This window comes from Pontiella desulfatans (assembly GCF_900890425.1).
Lineage (GTDB): Bacteria > Verrucomicrobiota > Kiritimatiellia > Kiritimatiellales > Pontiellaceae > Pontiella > Pontiella desulfatans.
On sequence record NZ_CAAHFG010000004.1, the window covers coordinates 62,091 to 85,899 of the forward strand.

Below are 23,809 nucleotides of genomic sequence, written 5' to 3' on the forward strand. Positions count from 1 at the left end.
CAGCCAATCCATGAGGATTTCACATTGTTGAAACAAAATGTGTAAGGCATTTCGCAAGTCGACGCCCCGCAGGACGATACGCCACCGTCCCGGCACGCATTATCACACCTTATGAGGTGTGATAAAAAAACACCCGAGGGAACGGCAGCTCTGTGGCTCCGTGTCCTCTGGCATAGCGGGTGGTTAAGCCCGCAGGCATCCAGCCTGCCCCGCCGCCATGCAGGGCTGTTCCCTACAAACCACTTAGGGTTCGACGAGGCGGAAGAAAGCGTTGGAGTTGGTGGTGGGTATGGCCATGGGCGATGCGGTGACGCCGGGAAGATCGAACCAGTCGCCGCTTGCGAGGCCATTGGTGAGCATCTGCACCTTAAGTCCATCGCCCTCCCAGATGAGTTCAAGATTTTCGTCGAACGCATCCAGGGAAAGTTCCGGAAGCCGGGTGCCGACGGTAATGGTTCCGCTGCCCTCGAACAGTGTGCTGCTCATCGCGTTGAGTTCTTCAACGGTATAGACGCCCTTGGAAAGATCCATCGATCCCAACTGCATCCCGGCCACCACCCAATGGTGGTTCCCCAGTTCGATGCTTGTGATGGAGGAATTGGCAACGGTGAGCGAAGCGCCGAGCCAGGACTGGTTCCAGTCGCCGTCGATCCGCAGCCCGCCGTAGGTCTCCACCAGGATATCCGCCGCACCGACGGCTCCGGCGGAGGTGAAATGAAGCTTCCCCCTGCGACTGATCCAAGTGCCGGAGAATGTGTTGCCGGGATTGTCAATGATCCACTCGTGGGTGGAGGCAGACGAGGACGCGGAGCCCGTGAGCGTGGCATCGCCCTCGACCAATGCGAGCAGCCTGATGCTGCGGGGCCCGCTCTCTCCCCAGTAGCCGGAAACGAAGGAATTCGCCACAACGGTAATGCAACCGTCGAGCGTGTTCGTTTCGTTGTTTCCGGTCCCGGCGTAGATCGTACCGCCCGCGAGAATCAAATCGGGCACGGTGATGATTTCGTTCCCGATGTTCCGCAACTGGAACTGCGAAGTCACGTCGCCGGACGGCAGGATGTAGAGGGCATCGCCTGGGAAGGTGGCGGTGGTCGATGGCGTACGCAGACGCATGTTCGCCGTGTAGATTTCCCCGGAAACAGGTACTCCGTCCGGATCCCACACTGCGGGATCGTCCCACGGGAGCAGGTCGGTGTCCTGCACGATGGCGCCCGCGATGGAAAGCCCGACGGAGATGTTGCCGCTGCCGGAAAAGACGGCATCGCCCAGGGCATTGAGTTGGTCGGCGGTGTATTCGCCTTCGCCCAGAGCGGTGTCGCCAATCGATAGGACGGCCACCTTCCAGTGGTTGGTGCCGATTTCCACCCGTGCGGACGGAGAGTTCGATACGGTCAGGGTTGCCGAAGAAAAGGATTGGTCCCAATTGCCGTGGATGGCGAGTTTCCCGTGATCGCCGACCACGATGGAACCCTTGCCCACCGCTTCGGCGCCTGCAAATTCGATGGTTCCGCTCTCGCTGATCCAAACACCGCCAAAATCGTTGGCGGGATTTTCGATGTAGAGCGTGTGGGTGGAGGCCTCCACGGACGCGAGGCTGATCAAATCGGAACCGCCGCTTATTTTCGATCGGATGCGCAGGCTCCTCGCGTCGCCGGTCGTATTATTCCAGTAGCCTCTCAAGTAGGATGCGGAGCGGACGGTGATGGCACCGTCGAGCGTACTTACGACCTCGCCGCCGGTTCCTGCATAGACCGTGCCGCCCTCAAGGATGAGGTCAGGGACGGTGACCACCGGATCGCCCGTATTCCGCAGCTGCAGCTGCCCTCCGGGGAGAATGGTTAGTGAATCGCCCAGGAATTCGGCCGTGGTGGTCGGCGTGCGCAGGCGCATGGTGGTTTCGTATTGGTTGCCGACGACGGGCACGCCATCGGGATCCCACGTTTCCGCCGTGCTCCATGTGCCGAGATCGACGTCTTGGACGACGAGATTGTGGACGGTCAGTGTGAAGCTTTCGTATGCGGTCAGGGCGCCGTCGCTTGCGCTGACCAGCACGCCGACGCTCCCCGAGGCGCCGGCAACCGGAACAAGCATGAGCGTTCGGCTGGTTCCGCTGCCCGAGATGGAGATGTCCGAATCCCGCAGGAGGCCTTGGTTGGACGAGGTGGCGGAAAGCAACAGGTCGTCCGGCGGCGTAAAGTCGTCGTGGACGGTGAGGGGAATGGAGATCGCTCCCTCCCCGGCGAATAGGCTTTGGTTCGGGATGGGTTCGATGACCGGAGGAAGGTCGATTGCCGTGGTATAATTCCAGACCGCGCCCGTCGCCACGCCGCCATCGCCGGCCACCTCGTCGATGCGCCAATAATACGTTGCAGGCTCCGAGCCGCCAGTTGGCGAAAACGAAGTTCCGGCCTGCTCGCCGTGGTATGCCATGGCCGCTTCATTCGTGCCCCAATACACCCGGTGCGCAACCGCGCCGATACCGGCCGTCCATTCCAGCGAATGATCGAACGCGACATCGTCCGCCCCATCGGTGGGTTCGGGCAGGATGGCGCGGGATGTGACATGCAGGTCGTGAATATACAGCGCGGAGGGCAGGCCGTCGAACGGCACCCCGTCGCCATAGTCCAACACGACCGAAGGGTTTTCCTGCCCGTAGACCGAAAGTATCCGATCCCGATCCCACCGGGTGAAATCGACACAGGCCTCGCCGCCGGTGCTCGGATCAATGATTTCATGGATCAGCGACCAGCTCCAGGCCGACATCGAGGCATTGGGCACACCCTTGTGGATGCTCAGCATGCCACCGCCGGTGTTGAAGAGAAACAGGTTGCCGTCGTCGTCGCCCAGCAGTTTCGGCCGTCCGCCCGAAAAGGAGAGGACTTCGCTGCTCCATACGCCGTCCACCGTCCGCCAGTAATGGTGGTAATACATGGTAGTGGTTCCATCCGCATAGTGCGGCAGCATGGCATGGACACGCCCGTCGGCATAGGCAAAGTGCGTGTTCTGGTTTTTCAGCCCCGAGTTGCGCGGAATGGAACCGATGTGCAGTCCCGGCGAATCGATGGAGATGACGGACGACGATCCGGTTTCCCCGATCAGCGTGCCGTCTGAATTGCGCCAGGTCCGGCCGTTGTCATCGCTGTAGGTATAGCAGAGATCATGGTTGTTGGTTATCGAGGTGCCGTTGAACTTATCGCGCCACACCCAGGAGCAATGCAGACGGTCGCCGGCATAGGCAATGCAGTTGAGATAGGGGCAGCGGTATGCGCTGGTCTCACCGCCCTCGGTATAGATGCCCTCGTCGCGCGCAACGAAGCGCCCGAGGCCGGGAGTCCAGTCGTGCGCCGCTCCGTCATATTCCTGGATCATGCCGTCGCCGTTGGCGGAGGTGACATAGCGGTAGTAGAGCATCAGGTTGCCGTTGGGCGCGGAGAAGAAGCGCGGATAGGTCACACGGTCGATCTTTCCGGCGGAACCCAGCGTGTCGGTCACCGAACCGAAAAGCGATGCATCCCACGCGAAGGTTTCCGGGTTGGAGGCCAGCCCCTGAACCGAGGCGCGGTAGTGCAGGTCCGATCCGTGGTGGTCGAACACCAGATGAATGGTCCCGTCCTTTTCGCAGATGCCGACGACGACCGCATTGTGCGTGTCGTGGACTTCGATCGAATAGTCCGTGAAGCGGATGGTTTCCCAGCCGCTACCGGGCAGCTTCCGCCGCGCCAGACAGACATGGCGGTTTTGGTCGTAGAAGGTTGCATATTGCCAACCGTTGAAGGTTGCCATTGGAAGCTGCTGATGGGTACGGCCGTTTATCGTGGTGCCGAACTTGGTGAGGGCGCCCGTGGCGAAATTGAGGGCATTGCTTTCCACCACCGACTCGACCAGTGGAACGATATCTACGGCTAACACCGATGAAACCAAAACCATAAGGGCAATACCCGCCCCCAAACCTTGCGCTATTTTCATCATCCACCTCAAATCGCCATGGAACCGCAAAACGGGATTCCGGGCAACGCCCCATGGATTCACATTGTTGACCCCCGCAGGGGCTCATACCCGGTAGCGCGCCGTCGATCCTGCATTCCAGTTTCCGCTCACGGTGATGTGGTGCGGCGAGCCCACCAACCCGAACTGGTTGTGGTGGATGCGCTCGAACAGCATTTCCAACGCGAGCTTGCCGCAGGCGCGGGCGTTTTCGACGATCCCACTGTATTCGCCATCCATAACGGCGGTGCCCACGGTCACCAGACTAATGTCGCCAGGCACCTTCAGCCCCATCCGGTCAAGCCATTCGAGCACCCGTTGGGGGCGGACGCAAATAATGGCGTCGGGTTGCGCTTGCTCGAACCACTTCGCAAAACTATCGAAGGAAGGCTCCGGATCGAGCCACGGCTCAAGCCTGTTTTTTTCGGGGGCGGCATACCGCCGCATAAGGTAGGCCGAAAGCCAACGGTTATCGTTCAGATACGGATACGGCGTCTCCATCGCGAACCCTACCTTTTCGAACCCATTTTCCCTCAGGATTCCGAGCGTGCTCTCCATGTTGCCGTAATAGTCGCCCCGGACCGAATCAATATTGAGGGATACTTCGTAGATGCCATAGCTGACCAAGGCCACATCGTGCCATTCATGGACCAACTTTTCACGATGTGCCCCTGCGGGCACGAGAATGGTACCGCGGATGCCCCGCGAGTAAAGGATGTCGTTCAACCGCTCCGCACTCATGCCCTTCTCACCGACCCAAAACATGTCGATCCGGATCCCGAGGTTTTGCGCCGCGTCCTCGCAGCCTTCGATAAACTTGCTGGTGTTGTATCGGCTCTTCCACTCGTCCGCCGTCTCCCCCGCCACGATCAGAGCAATGACCGGCAGGTCGTCCGGATTCCGACCGTTGCGACGCGCGCTCATCAGGGCGGATACATAGGGGTTTTTCCGGTAGCCCATCGCCTCGGCCGTCGTCTGGATTTTCCTGCGGGTTTCTTCGGCAATCTTCGGCGATTCACTCAATGCAAGCGACACCGTTGACGAATGAATCCCCAACTCCTTCGCAATATCCTGCATCGTGACCTTCATTGAAACCCCTTATGGAAATCTATTCACTCTACATATTTATCGGAAGACCGCTAGATCCATATTCACACATATTCCACGTCGCCCCTCTTGCAGCAAAGCCGAACCCTGCACCTAGTCGGCCCGGCTGGTCGGTTATGCGAACTCCGGCCCTTCCGAAACCCCAGTTTCCCGAACAGGATTTCGAACCTCTCCATCCGGTTTTTCTCGTTCCAGTTTCGGCTATGGAGGGGTTCGGAATCCTCCACTTCGATAAGTTTACGAATTGATTGAGTTTCCGAGGGCTACGGAAACATCTCCGATGCCGTATCATGTTGTCGGCGAGGTTGATTTGATTTATGGGATGCAAGGGTAGATGCAGAGTATTGCATCGGATCGCATGACCGGGGGTTTAGAAACGATACGCTGCAGATAAAGGCTTAACGGGATTGCGCAGGCTTGCAATTCGCCCCCTCCGACTGACTGTCATGCTGGAGGTTGCGAGTTCGAGTCCCGTCATCCTCGCCATACTTTAAAGGCCCGATCTTCGGATCGGGCCTTTTTTATTGCCTTTTTCGATAATTCCCAATGTTTACAGGGCCTAGATCGACCCCAACCGTTGTTTTACCGCGTTCGCTGCCGTGGTGTGCTGTGTGGCTTTGTGCTTGTCTTTCGACCACCAAAGAAGCTATATCACCACCAACCACCACCAGAAAGGCAAGGGTCTAGCCATGCCGAAACAAGCGGTTCTGCGAAAAATCGAACGCGACGACGGGCGCGCATCCAAGTTCGGAATCTCAATTCCGCAAAAGGGAAGCCGACCAAAGCGGTTGTTTTTCAAAACCGTGAGGGAGCGGGATATCCAGTTCAATAGGCTGAAGCGCGTGGCGCGCCATGAGGGGCACGATGTGCTGTCGGAGGTGTCGGCTTCAGATTTGGCCCTGCTAAAGGATTTGCGGGAAATCCTGGGCGAGCACGATCCGCGCGAAGCGGCGCGCTTCTTCATGGAGCAGAAGCACCCGAATTCAAAGACGACCATTGGCGAGGCCCTGCGGTTGTTCCAAGCGGATCAGGAACTGCAGAACCTGACGGAAACGCATCTGCACCAGCAAAACCATAAACTTGATATTCTGGCACTGGGCGTGGGCAAAGAGCGCCGATTGGTGGAAATCGCCCCGAAAGACATTACGGCCCTCCTCCGGGGGCTGGGGTTCGAACCGGTTACCCAGCGCGGCTATCAGGCCAACTGGATGGTCTTCTTTTCTTGGTGCGTGGCAAACCGGCTTTGCCCGGTGTCGCCGATGGCCGGCATGAAGAAAATCAAGGTGGTGCGTGGCGAGGTTGATTTTATGCAGGTGGCCGATGTGAAGGCGTTCTTCGGCAAGGCGGTCGAAATCCACAAGGAACTTGCCCCAGCGCTAGCGCTGGCGTTTTTTGCGGGGATGCGGTCAGCCTCGATCGAGCGAATGGTGCGCGACGATATCGATTTCGAACACCGCCGGATCCGCTTCCAGGCGCAACGACAAAAAACAAACAAGCGGTTCATGGTGCAGGGTTATCCGGACAACCTATGGGACTGGCTCGAACCGTGGCGAACGGAAAAGGAGCTGCCGCATTGGCCGGGCTCGACCTTCACCAAATACCGCAACCAAATCTATTCGGCGGCCAAGGTGCGGTTCCCAAACAATGCAGGGCGGCACAGCTTCTGTACCCACCACGTCGCCCTGTACGGGTCGGCCGACCGTACGGCCACCCTGCTAACGCACCGCGGCAGCGTGTCCACGCTTTACGACCACTACTGTGGATGCACCACCAAAGACGAGGCGGAGCGCTATTTCCAGATCATGCCGTAATCAAAAACCACCCTCTAGGCATTAAAGATGCGAAATACGAGGAAGTGAAGCTTCCTCTTCCGAATTGGGCCTATGAACTGATCAAAAACAGAACAGCAACAACTGGAAAGAAATCCAAAAGGAGCTACTGGCCGTTCAAGCATCTATCCAGCCATCCCAACAAATAGAAGGATGAGAAAAACCAAACCGCCCCAAGCTATTGCACATGGGCATAGATCATCAGCTCCTTTGCCTTGGCTTGGCCGGGAGGAGGTTCGGGAATAATGCGCACGAAGGAACGGATGCCTCGATCTGGAATTTTTCGGGTAATGGCCACTTCGTATTCGTAGCCTTCACGAATCGTTTTCAACTCCGCGGCAAGGTGCCCGTGCGACGACCGCACGGCCTGTAGCTTGATGGGTAGCTTATTATCGTTCACCAACCGAACGGACTTGGACTCGGCATCGTCACCCTGATGCCACGTCACCATTCGTGGCAAGATCCGGTATGCCTGCGGGATATTGACCTCAACCATCAGTTGGGCTCTGCGTCCATCACTCGTACGCACAGTGGTGGTTTTCTTTTGTTTCCCCGTCCGGTTCCGCAAATCCATCTTGATTTCCAGCAGCCCCTTTTCGCCGGGGACATAGGTCTCCTTGGCCATTCTGGAAGAGAGGCATCCGCAACCGGCCTTGACCTCCTGCAACGCAATGGTTTCTTCCCCGGCATTCTCAAACCGGAAAACGGCAGTAGCCGAAACCTGGCTTGGATGCACCTCCAGCGAGACCTTCTTCTGCTCCCATTCAAGTGACGCTTCGGCACTCAAAGAGAGCAGGAACATTGACACAAGGCAGACCCAACCATTTCGGCTCATAGAGCCGACGCTACACCCAAATATTCGTTGCTTTACATTCATTCGTTGCCTATCCCACAACATGTGGAATGAAAGCGGAGACACCGTCTCCGCACTCCATGGCGGCTACGCCGCAATCTTATACGGGCAGGCTGGGAAGCCTGCCCCACATTCACTTTCGTGTGTTTCGTGTATTTCGTGGTTCTCAACCATCTGATTTGAAAGCGGTGTCGCCCCTTGGTTGCCACCGCACTCCAAAACTTATTTTTTTACTCCGCCGGACGGCTGACCTGCACGTCCACCTTCATCAACCCGGAAGCGGATTCGATGTTGTTTGAGACCACGTTGAACGGCCCCTGGATTTCCGGCAGGGGCGTGTTGGTGCCGCCCGAAAGATCCATCACCACAGGCGTGTAGGTGCGTCCAGGAATCGATGGCTCCCATTCGACTACCCACGTGTTGCTGACCACCTCGTTGCGGGTGATGCGGAAATAGGACGCGGCATTGGTCGGCTCCGACCCGGCCACGAATTCCTGCCAGGTTGCGAATCCGTCGGCATCGGCGTCGTTGGTAATTGCCGCCGCAAAACCGGAGGTTATGCCATGATTCGCCATCCAGTATTCCGGCACTTGCACCGGCGCATTGGTTACCATGTTCGGGGCAAACTCAGCCGTGATCAGAATGTTGTCGGTAATGTTGTCCAGTTCAAGCAAGCCCGGCGTGCCCGCTGATATGCCGTTCGTCACCACATCCACTGTGTGGTGCCATGCGCGTGGGGCAATGGCAAAACTCAGCGAGTTGGAGCCATAGGTCACATACTGGATGCCCGAGGGCGAAATCGTACCACCACCGCTGGCGGTCGAAAGCACCACCCACTTCGGCGGAGACTGGTACAACTCGACTTCCAGCCTCAGCATGCCAACGGCAAGGCTGGCAGGAACCTTGACTGAATTGGCCGGCCCCTCCAGCGTTGCGAGGACTTCCGAGAACGGGCTGCCGAGAGCCGGCGCCTGCATCAGCTTGTAGCGCCGGTTCGCCACCGACGGCGTCCAGCTTACCAACAGATCGCCCTCCAGGTTGCGGATCTGCGTGATTCGGAAATAGGACGCCTTATTCGTTGGCTCCGATCCGGCCAGGTATTCCTTCCACGTCGCGAATCCATCGCCATCGGCATCGTTGGTGACCACCGTCGCCAGATCGTTCGTCCAGCCATATTCCGCGAGCCAGCGATGCGATACATCTACCGGCGCATTTGTTTCCATGGTCAGCGCAAACTCGGCTCGGATACCGATGTTGTCGGTAATGTTCGACAGCACCAGCGAATCCATCGCACCTGCGGAAACCCCGTTCGTCTTCACATCCGCCACGTGATACCACTCCTCAGGTGTTAGCGAGAAGCTCAGCGTGTTCGAACCATGGGTCACATATTGCAGTCCCGATGGACTAATGGTGCCGTGGTCGCCCGCAAAGGCCATCACGATCCACTGCGGTGGAGCATCCTTCATTTCCACCTGCAACCGCAACATGCCGCAATCATTGCTTGCCGACACTGTTGCCGAATTCGCCGGCCCCGTCACCGTCGCCAGCGACTCCGCATACGGCCCGCCCGGCGCACCGGCCTGCATCACCCTGTATTGCCGGTTGGAGACCGATGGCTCCCAACTGACCAGGAACTCACCACTCTCCAGCCTGCGGAATTCCGTGATCCGGAACTTCGACGACTTGTTTGTTGGCGAAGACCCGACCACATATTCCTGCCACGTCGCAAAACCATCCCCATCTGGATCATTGGTCACCGCCGCTGACAGGTTGTTCGTCCAGCCATGCTGAGCCAGCCACTCCTCCGGCACATCCGCCGGGGCATTCGTAACCATGTTCCGCGCAAACTGCGCATGCAGTAAACCATCCGCCTGCACATCGAAGAAGGTGTATGATGATACGGCACCTTTCGGTATCCCATCCGCCCATACCTCTTCAACATGCCAATATGGTTCCGGCACCATGTTGAAGATGTGATACGTACCTCCGAAGGCTATGATTTCCCCTTCTGGATCGACATGTCCCCCAGTACCTGAGGTCACCGTCAATTTATAGATCGGCACAACGTTGAACTCGAATTCCATAGCATGGTTCTGCGGGCGGACTCCTTGAAGGAGATTTACTTCGCCACTGGCCATTCCCAAAAGGACATCCACCACACCATCGGTATTTACATCGGAAGTGAACGGCCTGCTTCGGCTCGCACCTATCGGTACGTCCGCCAAACGAAACGCATGGGAATTCAGTCCATTGGCACCACCGAGATGCGCCCAAAGGTCTCCACCGCTATCGCCAACAGCCAGATCGGGCACAGCGTCACCCGTCAAATCCATCATCGATGGAGCGGCACGTCCACCCGCAACCGCCAGCGGGACATCGTCCGCTCCAATAAGAGAGAAAGCACTGCATGTATTCGAAGCAATACTGTATTCCAACACCTGGATACCGCCGTCCATCCTGCCAAGAAGAACTTCCTGATCGCCATCGGCATCCACATCAACTACATCCACCATGGCACGAGCCGCCAAGCTGTTTGTATTGCTCCAGATTTCGACTGCATCCATGGTTTGCCAGTTGTTGGATGCTTGCGAGATCATTTCATATAGCCACACACTGCCATCCGAGCGTCCCGTCACTAGATCGTCCACGCCATCCCCAGTAAGGTCAGCCAACCTGAAACTGACACCAAGGCAACCGTTTGCCGGAATCGTGAACGGAACATCATTAATCATGAGATGTTCGTAGGAAACGAACGAAGGAGTGTTCGTAGTCCCCTGATTTACATAAAGACGGATCATGGCATTGGAAGCCGTAGCCTTTTCGCCCACCAGCAAATCGGCAACGCCATCAGCATCAAAATCATACCAAACAGGTGCCGCGTACGCTTCGACGGTCGCCAACGTACCGCTGTTGGTGAATGACGGGACGCCGAAACCGACCGTTGGGGTATTCGAGGCCACGGCGAGGGCATTGCCCGCCAGATCGGCTATCAACCTGGAGTCCGCATAGAACAGTTTCCTACCATCCGAAAACTCATAATCCGTAAGATTCCAACTCAACGTATTCGATTGTGTAGCCCAGTCAAAGGTATCAGCTCCAGTGACCACCGACCCCGTCGGATTCCCGTCCTGCATGTCCATTATCCTGACGGCATTCTCGATCAACCCATTACCAATGAGCTCCGGCATGTTAACCGCTTCGGAGAACACGACATCGATTTTTGAAATGTAGACATAACCAATCTGGTTCGTAAGTCCGTCGATTCGAATATCGGTGATATACGGAGGTTCGGCATCCGCCGCCTCATGCTCCCATTGCACCGCCACCAGACCGCTGCCGCTTCTGCCGGAAAGCTTCTCATGCAGGCCGCCTAAATCAACGGAAAGTTCATAGGTTCCACCCACCGTTGCAGCCAACCCCGAAACCTCGAACTCGCGCGCACCGGTTTTCGCAATGGAAATACCGGCAACAGACAGGCTCGTTCCATCCAATGTCAGCGACAAGGACGCGGAAGTGAACTCCGCTTCGATGATTTCATCGCTGAAAACAATGGTCAACGCATCGACCGCCACTTCGGGATCTTCCGGAACTCCTGACAGTTCTGCCTGTAGGTCTATGTTGTCGATAAAGACCGGGAACCGACTGTCGCTCGTGTTGCCTGCCGCATCTGAACAGCGCACCAGCAGATCCAGATGTCCGCCACGATCAAAAGACAGAGGCACGTCAAGCAACGTGGACACCGGATCCAATTCCGCAAGCAGACTTGGATCGCCGACAAGCACCTCTTCATAGACTTCGACATGCAGATTCGTTTCGGGCAGGGTTGCCGCGAGTGAAAATGCATCCACAGCCGTAATGCCGTCGGAATCGGAGATTCCGGTATCCGGCGAAATGGACAGGTCTGCGAGTTCCTCTGGCGGTGTGTTGTCCGTATGCCAGGAAACGGATGAAAATCCCACGCCTGGATTGCCGGCGATGTCCGTGATGCTTCCTGCATTGAATACCACCTCGTAATGCCCGTCATCCATGGACAGTGCACCAAGACCGGAAACCAGATACGTTGCGTCATCGGTTTTTTCCAGGCTAGCCGTTCCTGCCACTCCAGGAACAGAAACAGAATCACGCAACAGGTCAATGGCCGCAAGGGAAACGGTGTCGTAGGGAATCGTCTCGCTGAATTCCAGACGGATGTTGTATTCGCCCTCAAGCCCGGCAGGAGGAACCTCCTTCACGAGCACTACTTCAGGTGGAACTCGGTCAATCGACCAACTCAGGGCAAAGACCACCAAGCCCGTATTACCCAGGGCACTTTCAACACCGCGTGTATCGATCTCAAGCCCATACAATCCGTTCGATTCCATGGAGCCGGAGAAACCATCGACTTCATAGAGCGTGTTCAGATCGTCGATGACGACAACGGATAGGTTGGAGATCGACTCCCCTTGAAGGGCAATATCGTCCGCCGTGAAAGATCCTGGTTCCAGCGGCTCCGAGAACCGCACAATGATCGAATCCACATTGGTGACGACAGCTCCCTCTTCAAGATTGAGCACTTCGACAACTGCAGGAGCCATGGACGCAGCAATCCACGAAATCGACTTGCCATGGGTTCCAGGATTACCGACCGGATCAGTGACGCCGGCCGCTTGAACCGTCAGTTCATAGTAACCATCCTGCACTGCCACGGCAGCAAGGTTGCCAATGCGGTAGCGCAACTCATCAATCCCAGAGACATTTAGATTGCTCACCGCGATCCCCGAACCCTGATGCCTCAAGGAAAGATCGGTGACCGTGAATGATGCCGGATCAATGGGTTCCGTAAACACCACATCAATCGAATCCAAGGCGGATGTCAGTACTTCTCCGCTGGCAATACCTTCGAACCGCTCAACCGCAGGTGGATTGGTATCGGTGGCCTCCCATTCAATCGTGTAGGTATTCGTTCCCGACAAACCAAACTCGTCCAGCAAATGCAACCGGTGTTCATATACCGGATCGCCCCCATCCGGCAATGTACGATCCGTCAACCAGCAATTCCGCAACGGGAGCTCACTGCCATCCGAGCGCATGATCTGGACGATTTCATAGTTGCCACCCCCCGGATCGGGCAAGGATGCATAATGCCAACCAGCGTCACCAGCCACTACCGTCACTATGGAAGTCGATACAATTCCAACCGGAGTGTTCGAGGCACTCGTGGTTGCATGGAATACGTCCGCAATGGTTCCATCCGGGAAATAGAGTTCATCCGGCAAGTCCTTCACGTCGCGAGCCGTCACGAGGAAAGATGGCAGATCATGACCATCCACCTCCACACTGCGGATCAACTCGTGAATATCCACGGATTCGATCAGGCTGATGTCCGGATTACCCGAACTGTTCAAATGCGTGAAGTTCGCATCCATGCTGGTAAAATGGCCTTGCAGGGAAGCCGTCAACCACCATTGCGCCAGCGCCGACTCCTGTGCCCCGATGTCGCCCAGGTTGACCTCTTCCAGTCCGATGGCTTCCTCGAAGCCATTCAACGCGGAATTATAAAGCGCGAAATCGATCAACAATCCTTTTTCGTTTTCCACAATCTGCGGCTGGGCGGAATCGATCCTGAAGTTATTCGCCGTCCCATAACCCTTGTTGCAAACCAGCACCGCCAATTCGGCAGGAACCATGGGTTCAACAACATCCTCCGTCAAAGGATCATCACCCATCACATCGCGCTGGAGGAAATAGTGAAGCTCCAGGTTCGGACATGGATTCACTTCCAACGCCACCGGGAATAAGTCCACAACCACCTGCTCGCCCGTGAACGGATCAACATAGGAAAGCGTGCCGCCGAAGCGATAGGTCTTCGCATAAACCGGCGCGGCACCGTGCTCTGGAATAAACAGGATGGTTGCCGCCCCCTCCGTATTGCCCGCCAAAGAACCGGTTCCATCAATGTCCGTCAAAGCAACCAACGACTCGGTCGAAATCTCGAACAGGTCATTACAAACATCGCCGTTCTCATCCGTCACCCTCAGCTCAAGCTGCACATCCTGCATGGCATCCGTTTCATGGCCGTTAAAGATCGTCAACACACCCTCGAACGCCTCGCGCGTCATCGTCGCCGTTTGCGTGATGTTCATAGAGACTTTTGCACAGACAGAACCTCTGTTTGCCTCAAGGAAGTTCTCAACATAGGTGTAGGCATCCTCAGCCATTTCAACGACATTCGAAAAACTCTCGGCAGTCGCAAAATCCATACTGTCGTTCATCGCGCTTGCATAGTTGCTCACCACCGCCATGTCGATGAAGTTGGTATTCCATCCCACTGGAAGCTGATAGCCATATTCATAGCCTGCATCCCAATAGTCGATGCTTCGGTTCCAGCGCTCCCCAAAGGCAATAATATCGGAGGACTCTACTTTGGATCCAATAAAGGAGCTTGATAGATTCTCCAGATCCTGAGCGGCAATCTTCTTGGTCTGCCCATCAAGCTTTGCAAGAAACTGACCATAGAATTCGCCTATGTAGTCTTCCCCTCTCCACTTGGAATCTCCGAAAACAAAATAAGTCATATCCAGATTGTTGTCCAAGAAGCTGATATAAGCTTCCAAGTAACTAGATATTTGCTCGAAATCATCACCCGATTCGTCGGCAGCAGAGGCAGGCAGCACATATATGTCACCAAAAGCCTGCATGGCAAATATATCGCCATTCTCCCCCATTGGAATAGTTGTTATGCGAGTACAACCTGCCACAGCATCAAATATCGATTTCACACAGGAAATCGCACTTCCACCAGGCAAAGAGCCAATTATCTCTCCCAAAACCTCTCCTGAGGCATAGTCCCAAAAGCACTGCCAAGGACTTCCATTTCCATTGAGAGCCTCCCGTTGACACGATAGATAGTCCCAAACAGACCAAACCATCCCAACTCCTGGCAAGCACCCCGTACTGGCTTTAAATAGTTGGCCAAAACATGGATCACACTCTGAGTCTTCGTGTAGTGGAGGGATTCCAGGCACTGTAATTTGTGATCCTGCTTCACCATTGCCCCCTCCATCACGATGGGGTGGCAAAACTGATCCAGAACCACCAGTATTAGGAGGTATAGGCGTAGGCCATCGTGATCCTCCATCTCCACCAGAGCCCGAAGAAGAACCCTTACAATGGTTGTAGGTGATTGGAATCGAGAATGCGAGTTCCCAATGACCATCTACAAACCAACCGGCACAATAGTAGACGTAATAAGTTTTAATGATTCCCGAACATGGTTTTGTGTCATCCGAATCGGAAGCCTCTGCCAGCGCTATTGACATGGGCTCGTCGGCGGGACGTTTCATCAGCACCGGCACTCTCACACTCGACTTGGCCGGTAGCACGCTGATCTGCGAAACCATGGATTCGAATTCATACCGAGGATGTTCCGGTAGGATGATGCTTACCTCATGCGCACTGATGAGACCATGGTTGTTGATTACCGCCTCGAAGACATGGGACTCGCCATAGTCAAGATCGGGCAAGGATTTCGGTACATCAATGGTGACCACGGGCTTGGGCACACTGGTTTCGTATTCGGTTTTCAACACAATCTCGTAACGATCCTCCAATTCCACTTTCTTGACTTCCCACCGATAGGTGATGGCCTGATAAGAGAGGAAGACGGTTTCCGCCGTTGTGCGTCCGGGTGCGATTTCGACTACACCGTTCCAAGAACTATGCCTGTTGGCGGACACCGCCACCGTATATCTCCCAACTGGCAAGTCGCTGACTTGGAAGGTGCCGTCGGGTGCCGTCATTCCCTGAGCAACGGTTGCTCCGGTGTAGGGATTGCGCACCTTGACGGTCGCGTTGGAGACGTGCGGAGAGGATTCGACATAGTAGGTATATTCATCCACCACGTCTATCAGCAGTCCGCCCGTTTCGTCGGAAACCGACTCGAAGCGGAACGGCACGCGGATGCCATCAGCATTTTCGGCGTTAATGGCAATGGAACCATTGAGCGGTGCGTTGAGGGGAACCGACTCATCAGCCTTGAGTTCAAGTGTAATGGTTGCAGACGCACCATTTGTCAGGTTGTCAATGTACTGACCACCAACCACGCGCATCCAATCCACGCTGGGAATATCAACAGAAACCAATCCGCTGTCACCTGCGCCGGCATTGTAAACCGAGAACTCGACCAGGCGCGGGATGTCCCGCGTCATGGTCGTGTCGAGCCTGGTTGGAACGGTTCGCAGCAAGGCATGCTCGCACTCGGAATAGAACCAGCACGGGATTTCCAAAACCACGCCCTCGTCCGTCGTGATCCGGATCAGGATTTTTTCATAGTCGCTGCCTTCGCTGACTGCGGTCGCCTCGACCGTGTAGCCCAGCGGAATGACGCTACCGCCCGGCAGGGTGGCTGGAAGGGTCAGTTCGAGATTACAGTTGGTCGGCACTTCAAGGATTTCGACACTCAGGTTGGTCAACTCCGCCTGACTTCGGTTGCGGATATTGATCGTGCCATTCGAGATGACATCGCCCACCGTCATATCCCAAATGATGTGCCCAGAACTTGTCCGACCCATTCCCAGGATTTCAAACGAATCCTGTTCGACGGTGGAGCCCAACCCCGGATAGCAGGCGCCGATAGAATAGTGCCCGGCCTCGCCCGGCAACGGAACAAACTCTGTCTCAAACAGTCCTTCGGCATCGCTCTGCACAGATATTACCCGGCGGATACCGTTCACCACCACATAGACATCCACATCCACGTTCGCGGCAGGAGACATGCCATCCGGAAGCGTTGCGCTTCCAGTAATTGGAATGACATCGGAATCCATCGCCGTTTCCACATCGGTTTCGGCTGAAGCCGTATAGGATGGACTAACCGACAACGTTGCTGACCAGGCAATGTTGTTGGCATCGTTCAGTTCCTTGACCAGCTTGTCCGGATCGGCCACCACGGCAATCCGGTAGTCGCCGGGTGTTAGCGGAGCCGTTGCCTGCGCAGTGATGGTCAGGTTGCTGCCCATCGGCAAAGCCGCCTCGGTTTGATATTCGAACATGAAGGTCGAAGAATTGACATAGTTCCCCGGACTGCAATGGATGGCCAGAGGCAGGCCAGCCCCCGCATCACGGAAACCAATATTGGCTAGGACGGCGCTCAATTCAAGTTCTTCCCCAGTCGTCAAAGCAACGGAAGCCAGCACATTGGAAACCACTAGATCGGGATGGTTTTGATCGCTCACCATTAGCCAGGTCGTACCGGAGGAATAGCCATCGGCATCCACATAGACCGATACCAGCTTGCCGCCATCCTCCACTCCGTCATCCAAGGTTTCCACAGGAACCTGAATGCTTGATGCGCCAGCGGGAATGACCGCATTCGTTGGGATCGTAACCTCATCCGGCTGATCGTGCGAAATCGCCACCGACAGCGGCTCGGTCAACGTCGTGTTATGCGTAATGGATAAGAGACCGGCGGCGTCCCTGCCCTCCGGCATGTTGGCCGGTGAAGCCGAAACGGACAAGGTTGCCCCGTCGTCATCCAGAATCCGCAAGTTAGCTTCAATCATTCCACCATCGGAAGGCGACCCCGTGCATCCGCACGAATCTATCACCACGCCACCGCTGACCAATACATCGCGATGTCCATCAACTACCGCATTGTCGATGGTGCCAATGGCAAACTGAACCGACTCCTCTCCATCGGCCAGCACAACCTCGGATGGAAGGATCAACGCATCGTCCTCCGATGCCTGAAGCTGGATGCGAACCTCCCCATTGGTCTGGCCAAACCGGGTCAGCGTCCCCATGCAGGCAAACAATCCTGCGCCTTCCGACACTTCTTCCGGAGACAATGTGAGATATGCACCCGGCACATCGTCGTCCTCAATTCGCAAGATTTGGTCAACAGAATCAAATCCAGTCGCATTTGCATGGATCAACACATCCAGATCAATCTCCGCAATTTCGTCATCAACCACCGTGCAGGCAAACGCGACCGACCCCGTATTGGCCGGAATGGTTACAGAGGCCGGAACCGTGCATTGCACATCGGACGAACTTTGCAGATAGACTGTCACCGGCTGATCCGTCACAAAGTCGCGCGTCACTGTTCCTGCCACAACTTCGCCTTCCACAGCATTGGTAGCCGAGAGAGCCATCGACAAAGACGGCACCTCGTTATCCACAACAGCAATAGTCCCCGACGAAGCAACATATCCTGCAGCGGAAACCATCAAATCCACGGTTTGGTCGCCATCCACCACGGCATCGTCATGGACAACCGCATAGAACACGGCGCTGTTCGCATTTGAAGAAATCACGACCGAAGCCGGCACCGAGATTTCATCTGGCGCAGAGGAGGCGACAGCAACGCTCAGATCATTGCTAAACGATCCTCCGCGACTGACGATGCAACGGATGTCACTACCGACCGCATTCTCCGCTATTTCATCAGCAGCCAGTTCCAGCAACAACTCGGGAATAACCGGTTCCGGCTGTTCCCGGATATACACCGTAACCGGGCCGGCACATGAACCGCCAAAAATCCCTGGGCGATCCTGGCAGAGCTGAACATGGGCAATGGATGGATCTTTATAACTACTGTAATATACGAGGCATTTGTATCTATTCCCTGGCCCACTGCTGCCGCCAACGCCATAACGCTGGTGCTCGCTACTGGGCGTGATATTGAAACTTCCCTCGCTGGTACCATCTGAATAGTAATAAGTCCCGTATAGATCCTTGCCGGAATTCCAATCCCACACGAGATCAGATACCGGGGTGCGGTACCATAACGGAGTACCGTTCTTGACATACAAGTATTCCCTACCCGTATCGGGATTTGTGTTGAGCACACTATCGGCAACCGTGGACGTAAGCTTAGTCCAGCCCCCGCCCGCCAGCGACATCAAACAGTAGGCATTGAACGGCTCCTCGCCAGCATCCCCGTCGGGATCGATCAAGTATTCGCCATCCTCGGTGAATCCTAGCTCATACAACTCCTGTGCCGATCCAACAATATCATGAACGGCCAGCACCGCATCCCGAGTATTGACAGACGTATCGACATTACTGACCACGCACCGATAGTTCCCGGAAGCACCAACCTGCACATTGGTCAAAACAAGTGTGTCGTTAGTTGCACCAACAATGTCCGAACCATTGTATTGCCACTGGTAACTCAATAGATATTTGTTCGTTGCAACAACAGCAAAGCTCAGATTCCGACCAACCAACGTCATTTGGTCTTGGGGTTCTGAAATGATCTGAGGCACCGAAATAGTTCCAACTTCTATACCATCAATGAACCATCCTGGGCCGTCGTAGCTATCGGCTATGTGCTGGAAGGCTATGCGGATACGAGCACCTGCATAGGAGGTCAAATCAAGAACAATTCTAGACCAGTCGCTTGAAGAGCGGCTCGGAGCCGTGATAGCTAAACTGCTCCAAGACGACCAGACGCCCGTCCCGCCATTATAGGCGGAAACCTGCACCTCGCCCCAGTCGTTCGCATATGTGTGTGTAGGATAGTTGTACCATTGCCAGAAACGGATCTGTAGACGCTCATCCCCCGAAACCGACGGCAGTACGATCTCAGGGCTTATCAGGCGACTGTCCGTGTAGTCGGGGTAGTTGCCGTTCAACACCGTCGCGGCAACCTTGCTCCCCGAATGGGCAGAACCCGGCCCGCTAGACGGAACACCGATTTGCCACAAGCCGTGGTCAGTATGCCAATCGCCCCAGCCGTCCTCGAACCCCTCAAACGACGACATCTCCGGAACGCCCTTCCAAATCTCTATATCATCGATGTACCAACCCGCGCCATTGTAGCTGTCGGCCGTATGCAGGAAACCGATCCGGATACGCTGGCCAGCGTAGGAGGTCAGGTCTAGCGCGATGCGCGACCACCAGCTTGAAGAGCGGTCGGTTGCCGTGACTGAAAGGCGGCTCCAGGACGACCAAGCACCTGTCCCGGCATTATAGGAGGAAACCTGTACCTCGCCCCAGTCGTTCGCATGGGTTGCAAAGGGATAGTAGAATGCCTGCCAAAAGCGGAACTGCAGACGCTCATCCCCCGAAACCGACGGCAGTACGATCTCAGGGCTTATCAGGCGACTGTCCGTGTAGTCGGGGTAGTTGCCGTTCAACACCGTCGCGGCAACCTTGCTCCCCGAATGGGCAGAACCCGGCCCGCTAGATGGAACACCGATTTGCCACAAGCCGTGGTCAGTATGCCAATCGCCCCAACCGTCCTCGAACCCCTCAAACGACGACATCTCCGGAACGCCCTTCCAAATCTCTATATCATCGATGTACCAACCCGCGCCATTGTAGCTGTCGGCCGTATGCAGGAAACCGATCCGGATACGCTGGCCAGCGTAGGAGGTCAGGTCTAGCGCGATGCGCGACCACCAGCTTGAAGAGCGGTCGGTTGCCGTGACTGAAAGGCGGCTCCAGGACGACCAAGCACCTGTCCCGGCATTATAGGAGGAAACCTGTACCTCGCCCCAGTCGTTCGCATGGGTTGCAAAGGGATAGTAGAATGCCTGCCAAAAGCGGAACTGCAGACGCTCATCCCCCGAAACCGACGACAGTACGATCTCAGGGCTTATCAGGCGACTGTCCGTGTAGTCGGGGTAGTTGCCGTTCAACACCGTCGCGGCAACCTTGCTCCCCGAATGGGCAGAACCCGGGCCACTTGTCGGTACTCCGACCTGCCAGACACCATTATCAATTTGCCAATCGCCCAAACCGTTTTCAAAGCCTTCGGGATTGTTGAATACCGGATCTCGGCTTGAGAGCGTGGCGGTTGTGCTGTTTGTTATTCCTGCCAGATTACTAACCACCACGGAATAGCTCCCCAGATGGTTGGTTTTCAGGGAGGTAATAGAATAAGTTGAGGCAGTTGCTCCGGGAATGTCCATGCCATCTAAGCGCCACTGGTAGGTTTCCGGCGAGAGGCTATCGGCAACCACGCTGAAGGATACGGGATAGCCCAGCGGCCAGGACTGGCTTTCGGGCTGGACTGTAATGACGGGCAGTGGAACCACCGTGATTTCCGCCACGGAACTGGTTACCGCACCATACGCATTGCTCACCACCACGCTGTAGAATCCGCTGTCGTTGGTCTGGGCGGTGGTGACGAACAGGGAGATGTTCGTTGCTCCGACAAGGATGTTTGTGCCATTGAATAACCATTGATAGTCAAGCGGCGCTGTTCCAACGGCGACGACACTTGATGTCATGTTACTACCGAGTGCCACATATTGGTCGTCTGGGTTATCCAAAATCGTAGGCGGGAGTGCATTCTTGCACATACCGGCAACTCCGGCAGCATAAACGGAAGCTATTTCGTTGGAGCTCAATGCAGTGTCGAACAGCATAACCTCGTCAACCAACCCGGGGAAATAATAGCCATCGCCACGTCGTCCAATGTAGAACGGAGCAGTTCCATCCCCGGTGTTGCCAGAGAAGGTGGTGTCTTCGCCCACCAAAACTCCATCAAGATATATCCGAGCAAACTGGCCTTTTCGCAGGGTTCCGACCACATGGTGCCATTGATTCGGAGCAACGCTCCCTCCGCTTGCCGCCGCATATCCAGACCCGCTCAAAGTCCATATCGAGAACCGAACCGAACCATCGTTCTTCAGATACAGCGCGTATTCCCATGCACCACTTGTTCCCTTGGCAATAAAAGGTCGTTCGGAGCTGGGCAACGACGGAACCTTTATCCAACCCATGACGGTCATTTCTCCATCCGCTCCAACGTGCGGACTATATAGGGATGAATCGGGTGCGGCGAAATAGTCGTTGGCGCCATCGAAGCTGAACGCCTCTGCGACAATACCCTGAAGGTTGGTCGCCCCGTTATAAAGCGTTCCGTGGTTTGTGCCGACGAGATTATCTGCATTCCCATCGCCAGGCCACCAAGCAACAATTCCATTGGGGCACTGAACACACGGTGTTGGAGGTTGCCCGCCATCCGACAAGACCGCCTCCATGCTTGGAGTGACACCAGCAAAGTTGCTCACTTCAACTACATAACTACCCAAATCATTAGTGCGAATGGGTGAAATTGTGTAGAAGGCACTGTTGGCACCCGGAATCACCTCTCCATCCTTTAGCCATTGGTATGCAATTTCTGTTATACTTGTTGCTGCCACGATAAACTGAACAATCGGAGAGCCAACAAGCATCGTTTGGCTCTGTGGTTGTTGCGTAATTACCGGAGGGGGAACCACGGTGATTTCGGCAACGGAGCTAGTGACGGAACCATATGCATTGCTCACCACCACGCTGTAGAATCCGCTGTCGTTGGTTGTAGCATTAACGATGGGATAGTTCGTTCCTGTTGCTCCTACGATATTCGTGCCATTGAAAAACCATTGGAAATTGAGGGGTTCTCCCCCAACAGCCCAAATGTTCAATGTGGAATTACTACCCAAGGCGACATAGGACTCCGCTGTCAACTCGACGATGGTTGGGGGATCAGTCGGCTTTACAAGGAACTCATAGGCTCCCAGATCCACTGAACCGGCAAGAATCCGGGGATTCCCATCAATATCGGTGGAGGTGGAAACATGGTTCGTACTTCCAGCATCGATGCAAAGAGAGTTGGCCATCAGACGGTAATCGCCGCCATCACCATACACGAACAAAGGATCATCGGAAAAGTTGTTGTTTCCAGCACCAATGCCTTGGACGCAACTATACGATACCGATGCGCCTCCAGTATACTGATACGACGAGTTTCCCCAGAGAATGCTGTTTACGATGCTACCCGTAAAACGCACGCCACCCGGCCTGTTGTTTCCGGCGATAGTGCAGTTCTCGATCAATCCATTCCCTGCATAGATTCCACCACCCGCACCATTGCTGATACGAGTACTATTGTTGACAACGATACAATTCTTCAGATCCAAGGTGGAACCGCAATAGATCCCACCGCCATATCCTCTCGCTCCATTCCCAATATTGCATCCACCGGCTCCGGCATTGTTGCCAAGGAATATGCAATTAGTAGCATGTAGATTCTTCGAGGTGTAGATGCCGCCACCACGACTGTTTTCACTCCCACCTCGAGATGATGCCGTATTATACAGCACCTCGACATTATCCATGAAAACATCTGAAGAAGAATAGATGCCCCCTCCATATGTTGTTGCATTGACTCCGCTGGAGCAGTTGCCCTGATAGTCTGAAATCACATTGTTTCTTACTTCGCACCGAATCAAGGACAAGGGGGCGGTTGTATGAATTCCGCCGCCTCGTGGATTATGTCCGTAGTAGGTGTTTTCATTGATCGAGCAGTCTTCGAGAGTGACCGGCTGTGATCCAGTTATTCTAATACCAGCCCCATATATCGCTTGATTATTCTTAACCTCACAATGCCGAAGGATCGGGCTGGCGTCATTGATTCGAATGCCACTGTTTTGGGATTTTTCCACGATGCAATGTGTCAACTCGCTATCATTCGTACTTGCAACGAAGCTGATCCCTTGCCACTTCGTGGCTGCGTTGGTCGAGGAGAAAACAATGGGCAGGTCTTCTGTTCCAATAGCATTCAAGCCACCGAATACATTGATTCCAAAATTCCCAACGGCTTCGATACGCACTCCAGGTTCTATAACCACATTCACCATGTCCACATCGCATGTCAGCAGATAGGGCGCCCCACTTGCATAAAGAGTCGCATTCGACAACGAAGAATAATTAATGGCTGACATTTGCACCGTCACCTCTGCAACGGAACTGGTGGCCACACCAAAGGCATTGCTGACCGCCACACTGTAGAATCCGCTGTCGTTGGTTGTGGCGTTGGTAATTGGATAATTTGTTTCCGTTGCGCCGGAAATCATTACCCCGCTTTCTAACCATTGGAAATAGAGAGGTTCTGCTCCGGATACCGTGATACTCAGCACCGCATTACTACCCAAAGCCACATATTGACCAACCGGATCCTCAACGAGGACTGGAGCATTGCTCTGCGCAAAGCAGACTGAACCCACGAACAGACCAACCAACACGACCCAACGAAACATTCCCTTCATCACAAGCCTCCCTA

Annotated in this window: 5 protein-coding genes; 1 reads left to right on the forward strand and 4 read right to left on the reverse strand. The window is 55.2% G+C overall.

What is annotated here, in order from left to right:
• Positions 1-243: 243 nt before the first annotated feature.
• Both E9954_RS25925 and E9954_RS25930 read right to left on the reverse strand, forming a co-directional pair.
• Positions 244-3,969: a BNR repeat-containing protein gene (locus tag E9954_RS25925; RefSeq protein WP_136082209.1), complete on the reverse strand. Its 3,726-nt coding sequence runs from the start codon at positions 3,967-3,969 to the stop codon at positions 244-246.
• A gap of 81 nt (positions 3,970-4,050) precedes the next feature.
• Positions 4,051-5,073, reverse strand: a complete 1,023-nt coding sequence (locus E9954_RS25930) for a LacI family DNA-binding transcriptional regulator (protein WP_136082210.1) — start codon at positions 5,071-5,073, stop codon at positions 4,051-4,053.
• A gap of 707 nt (positions 5,074-5,780) precedes the next feature.
• On the opposite strand from E9954_RS25930, the gene E9954_RS25935 reads away from it, so the two are divergent.
• Positions 5,781-6,902 carry a site-specific integrase gene (locus E9954_RS25935; protein WP_136082211.1) on the forward strand — a complete coding sequence of 374 codons (1,122 nt, stop codon included), beginning with the start codon at positions 5,781-5,783 and terminating at the stop codon, positions 6,900-6,902.
• A 196-nt stretch (positions 6,903-7,098) separates the two neighbouring features.
• Here the strand turns inward: E9954_RS25935 and E9954_RS25940 are convergent, their stop codons facing one another.
• A complete protein-coding gene (locus E9954_RS25940; RefSeq protein WP_168442609.1) occupies positions 7,099-7,755 on the reverse strand; it encodes a DUF1573 domain-containing protein in 657 nt (218 codons plus the stop codon).
• 248 nt (positions 7,756-8,003) lie between these two features.
• Positions 8,004-23,795 carry an immunoglobulin domain-containing protein gene (locus E9954_RS25945; protein ID WP_136082213.1) on the reverse strand — a complete coding sequence of 5,264 codons (15,792 nt, stop codon included), beginning with the start codon at positions 23,793-23,795 and terminating at the stop codon, positions 8,004-8,006.
• Between the last annotated feature and the right edge of the window lie 14 nt (positions 23,796-23,809).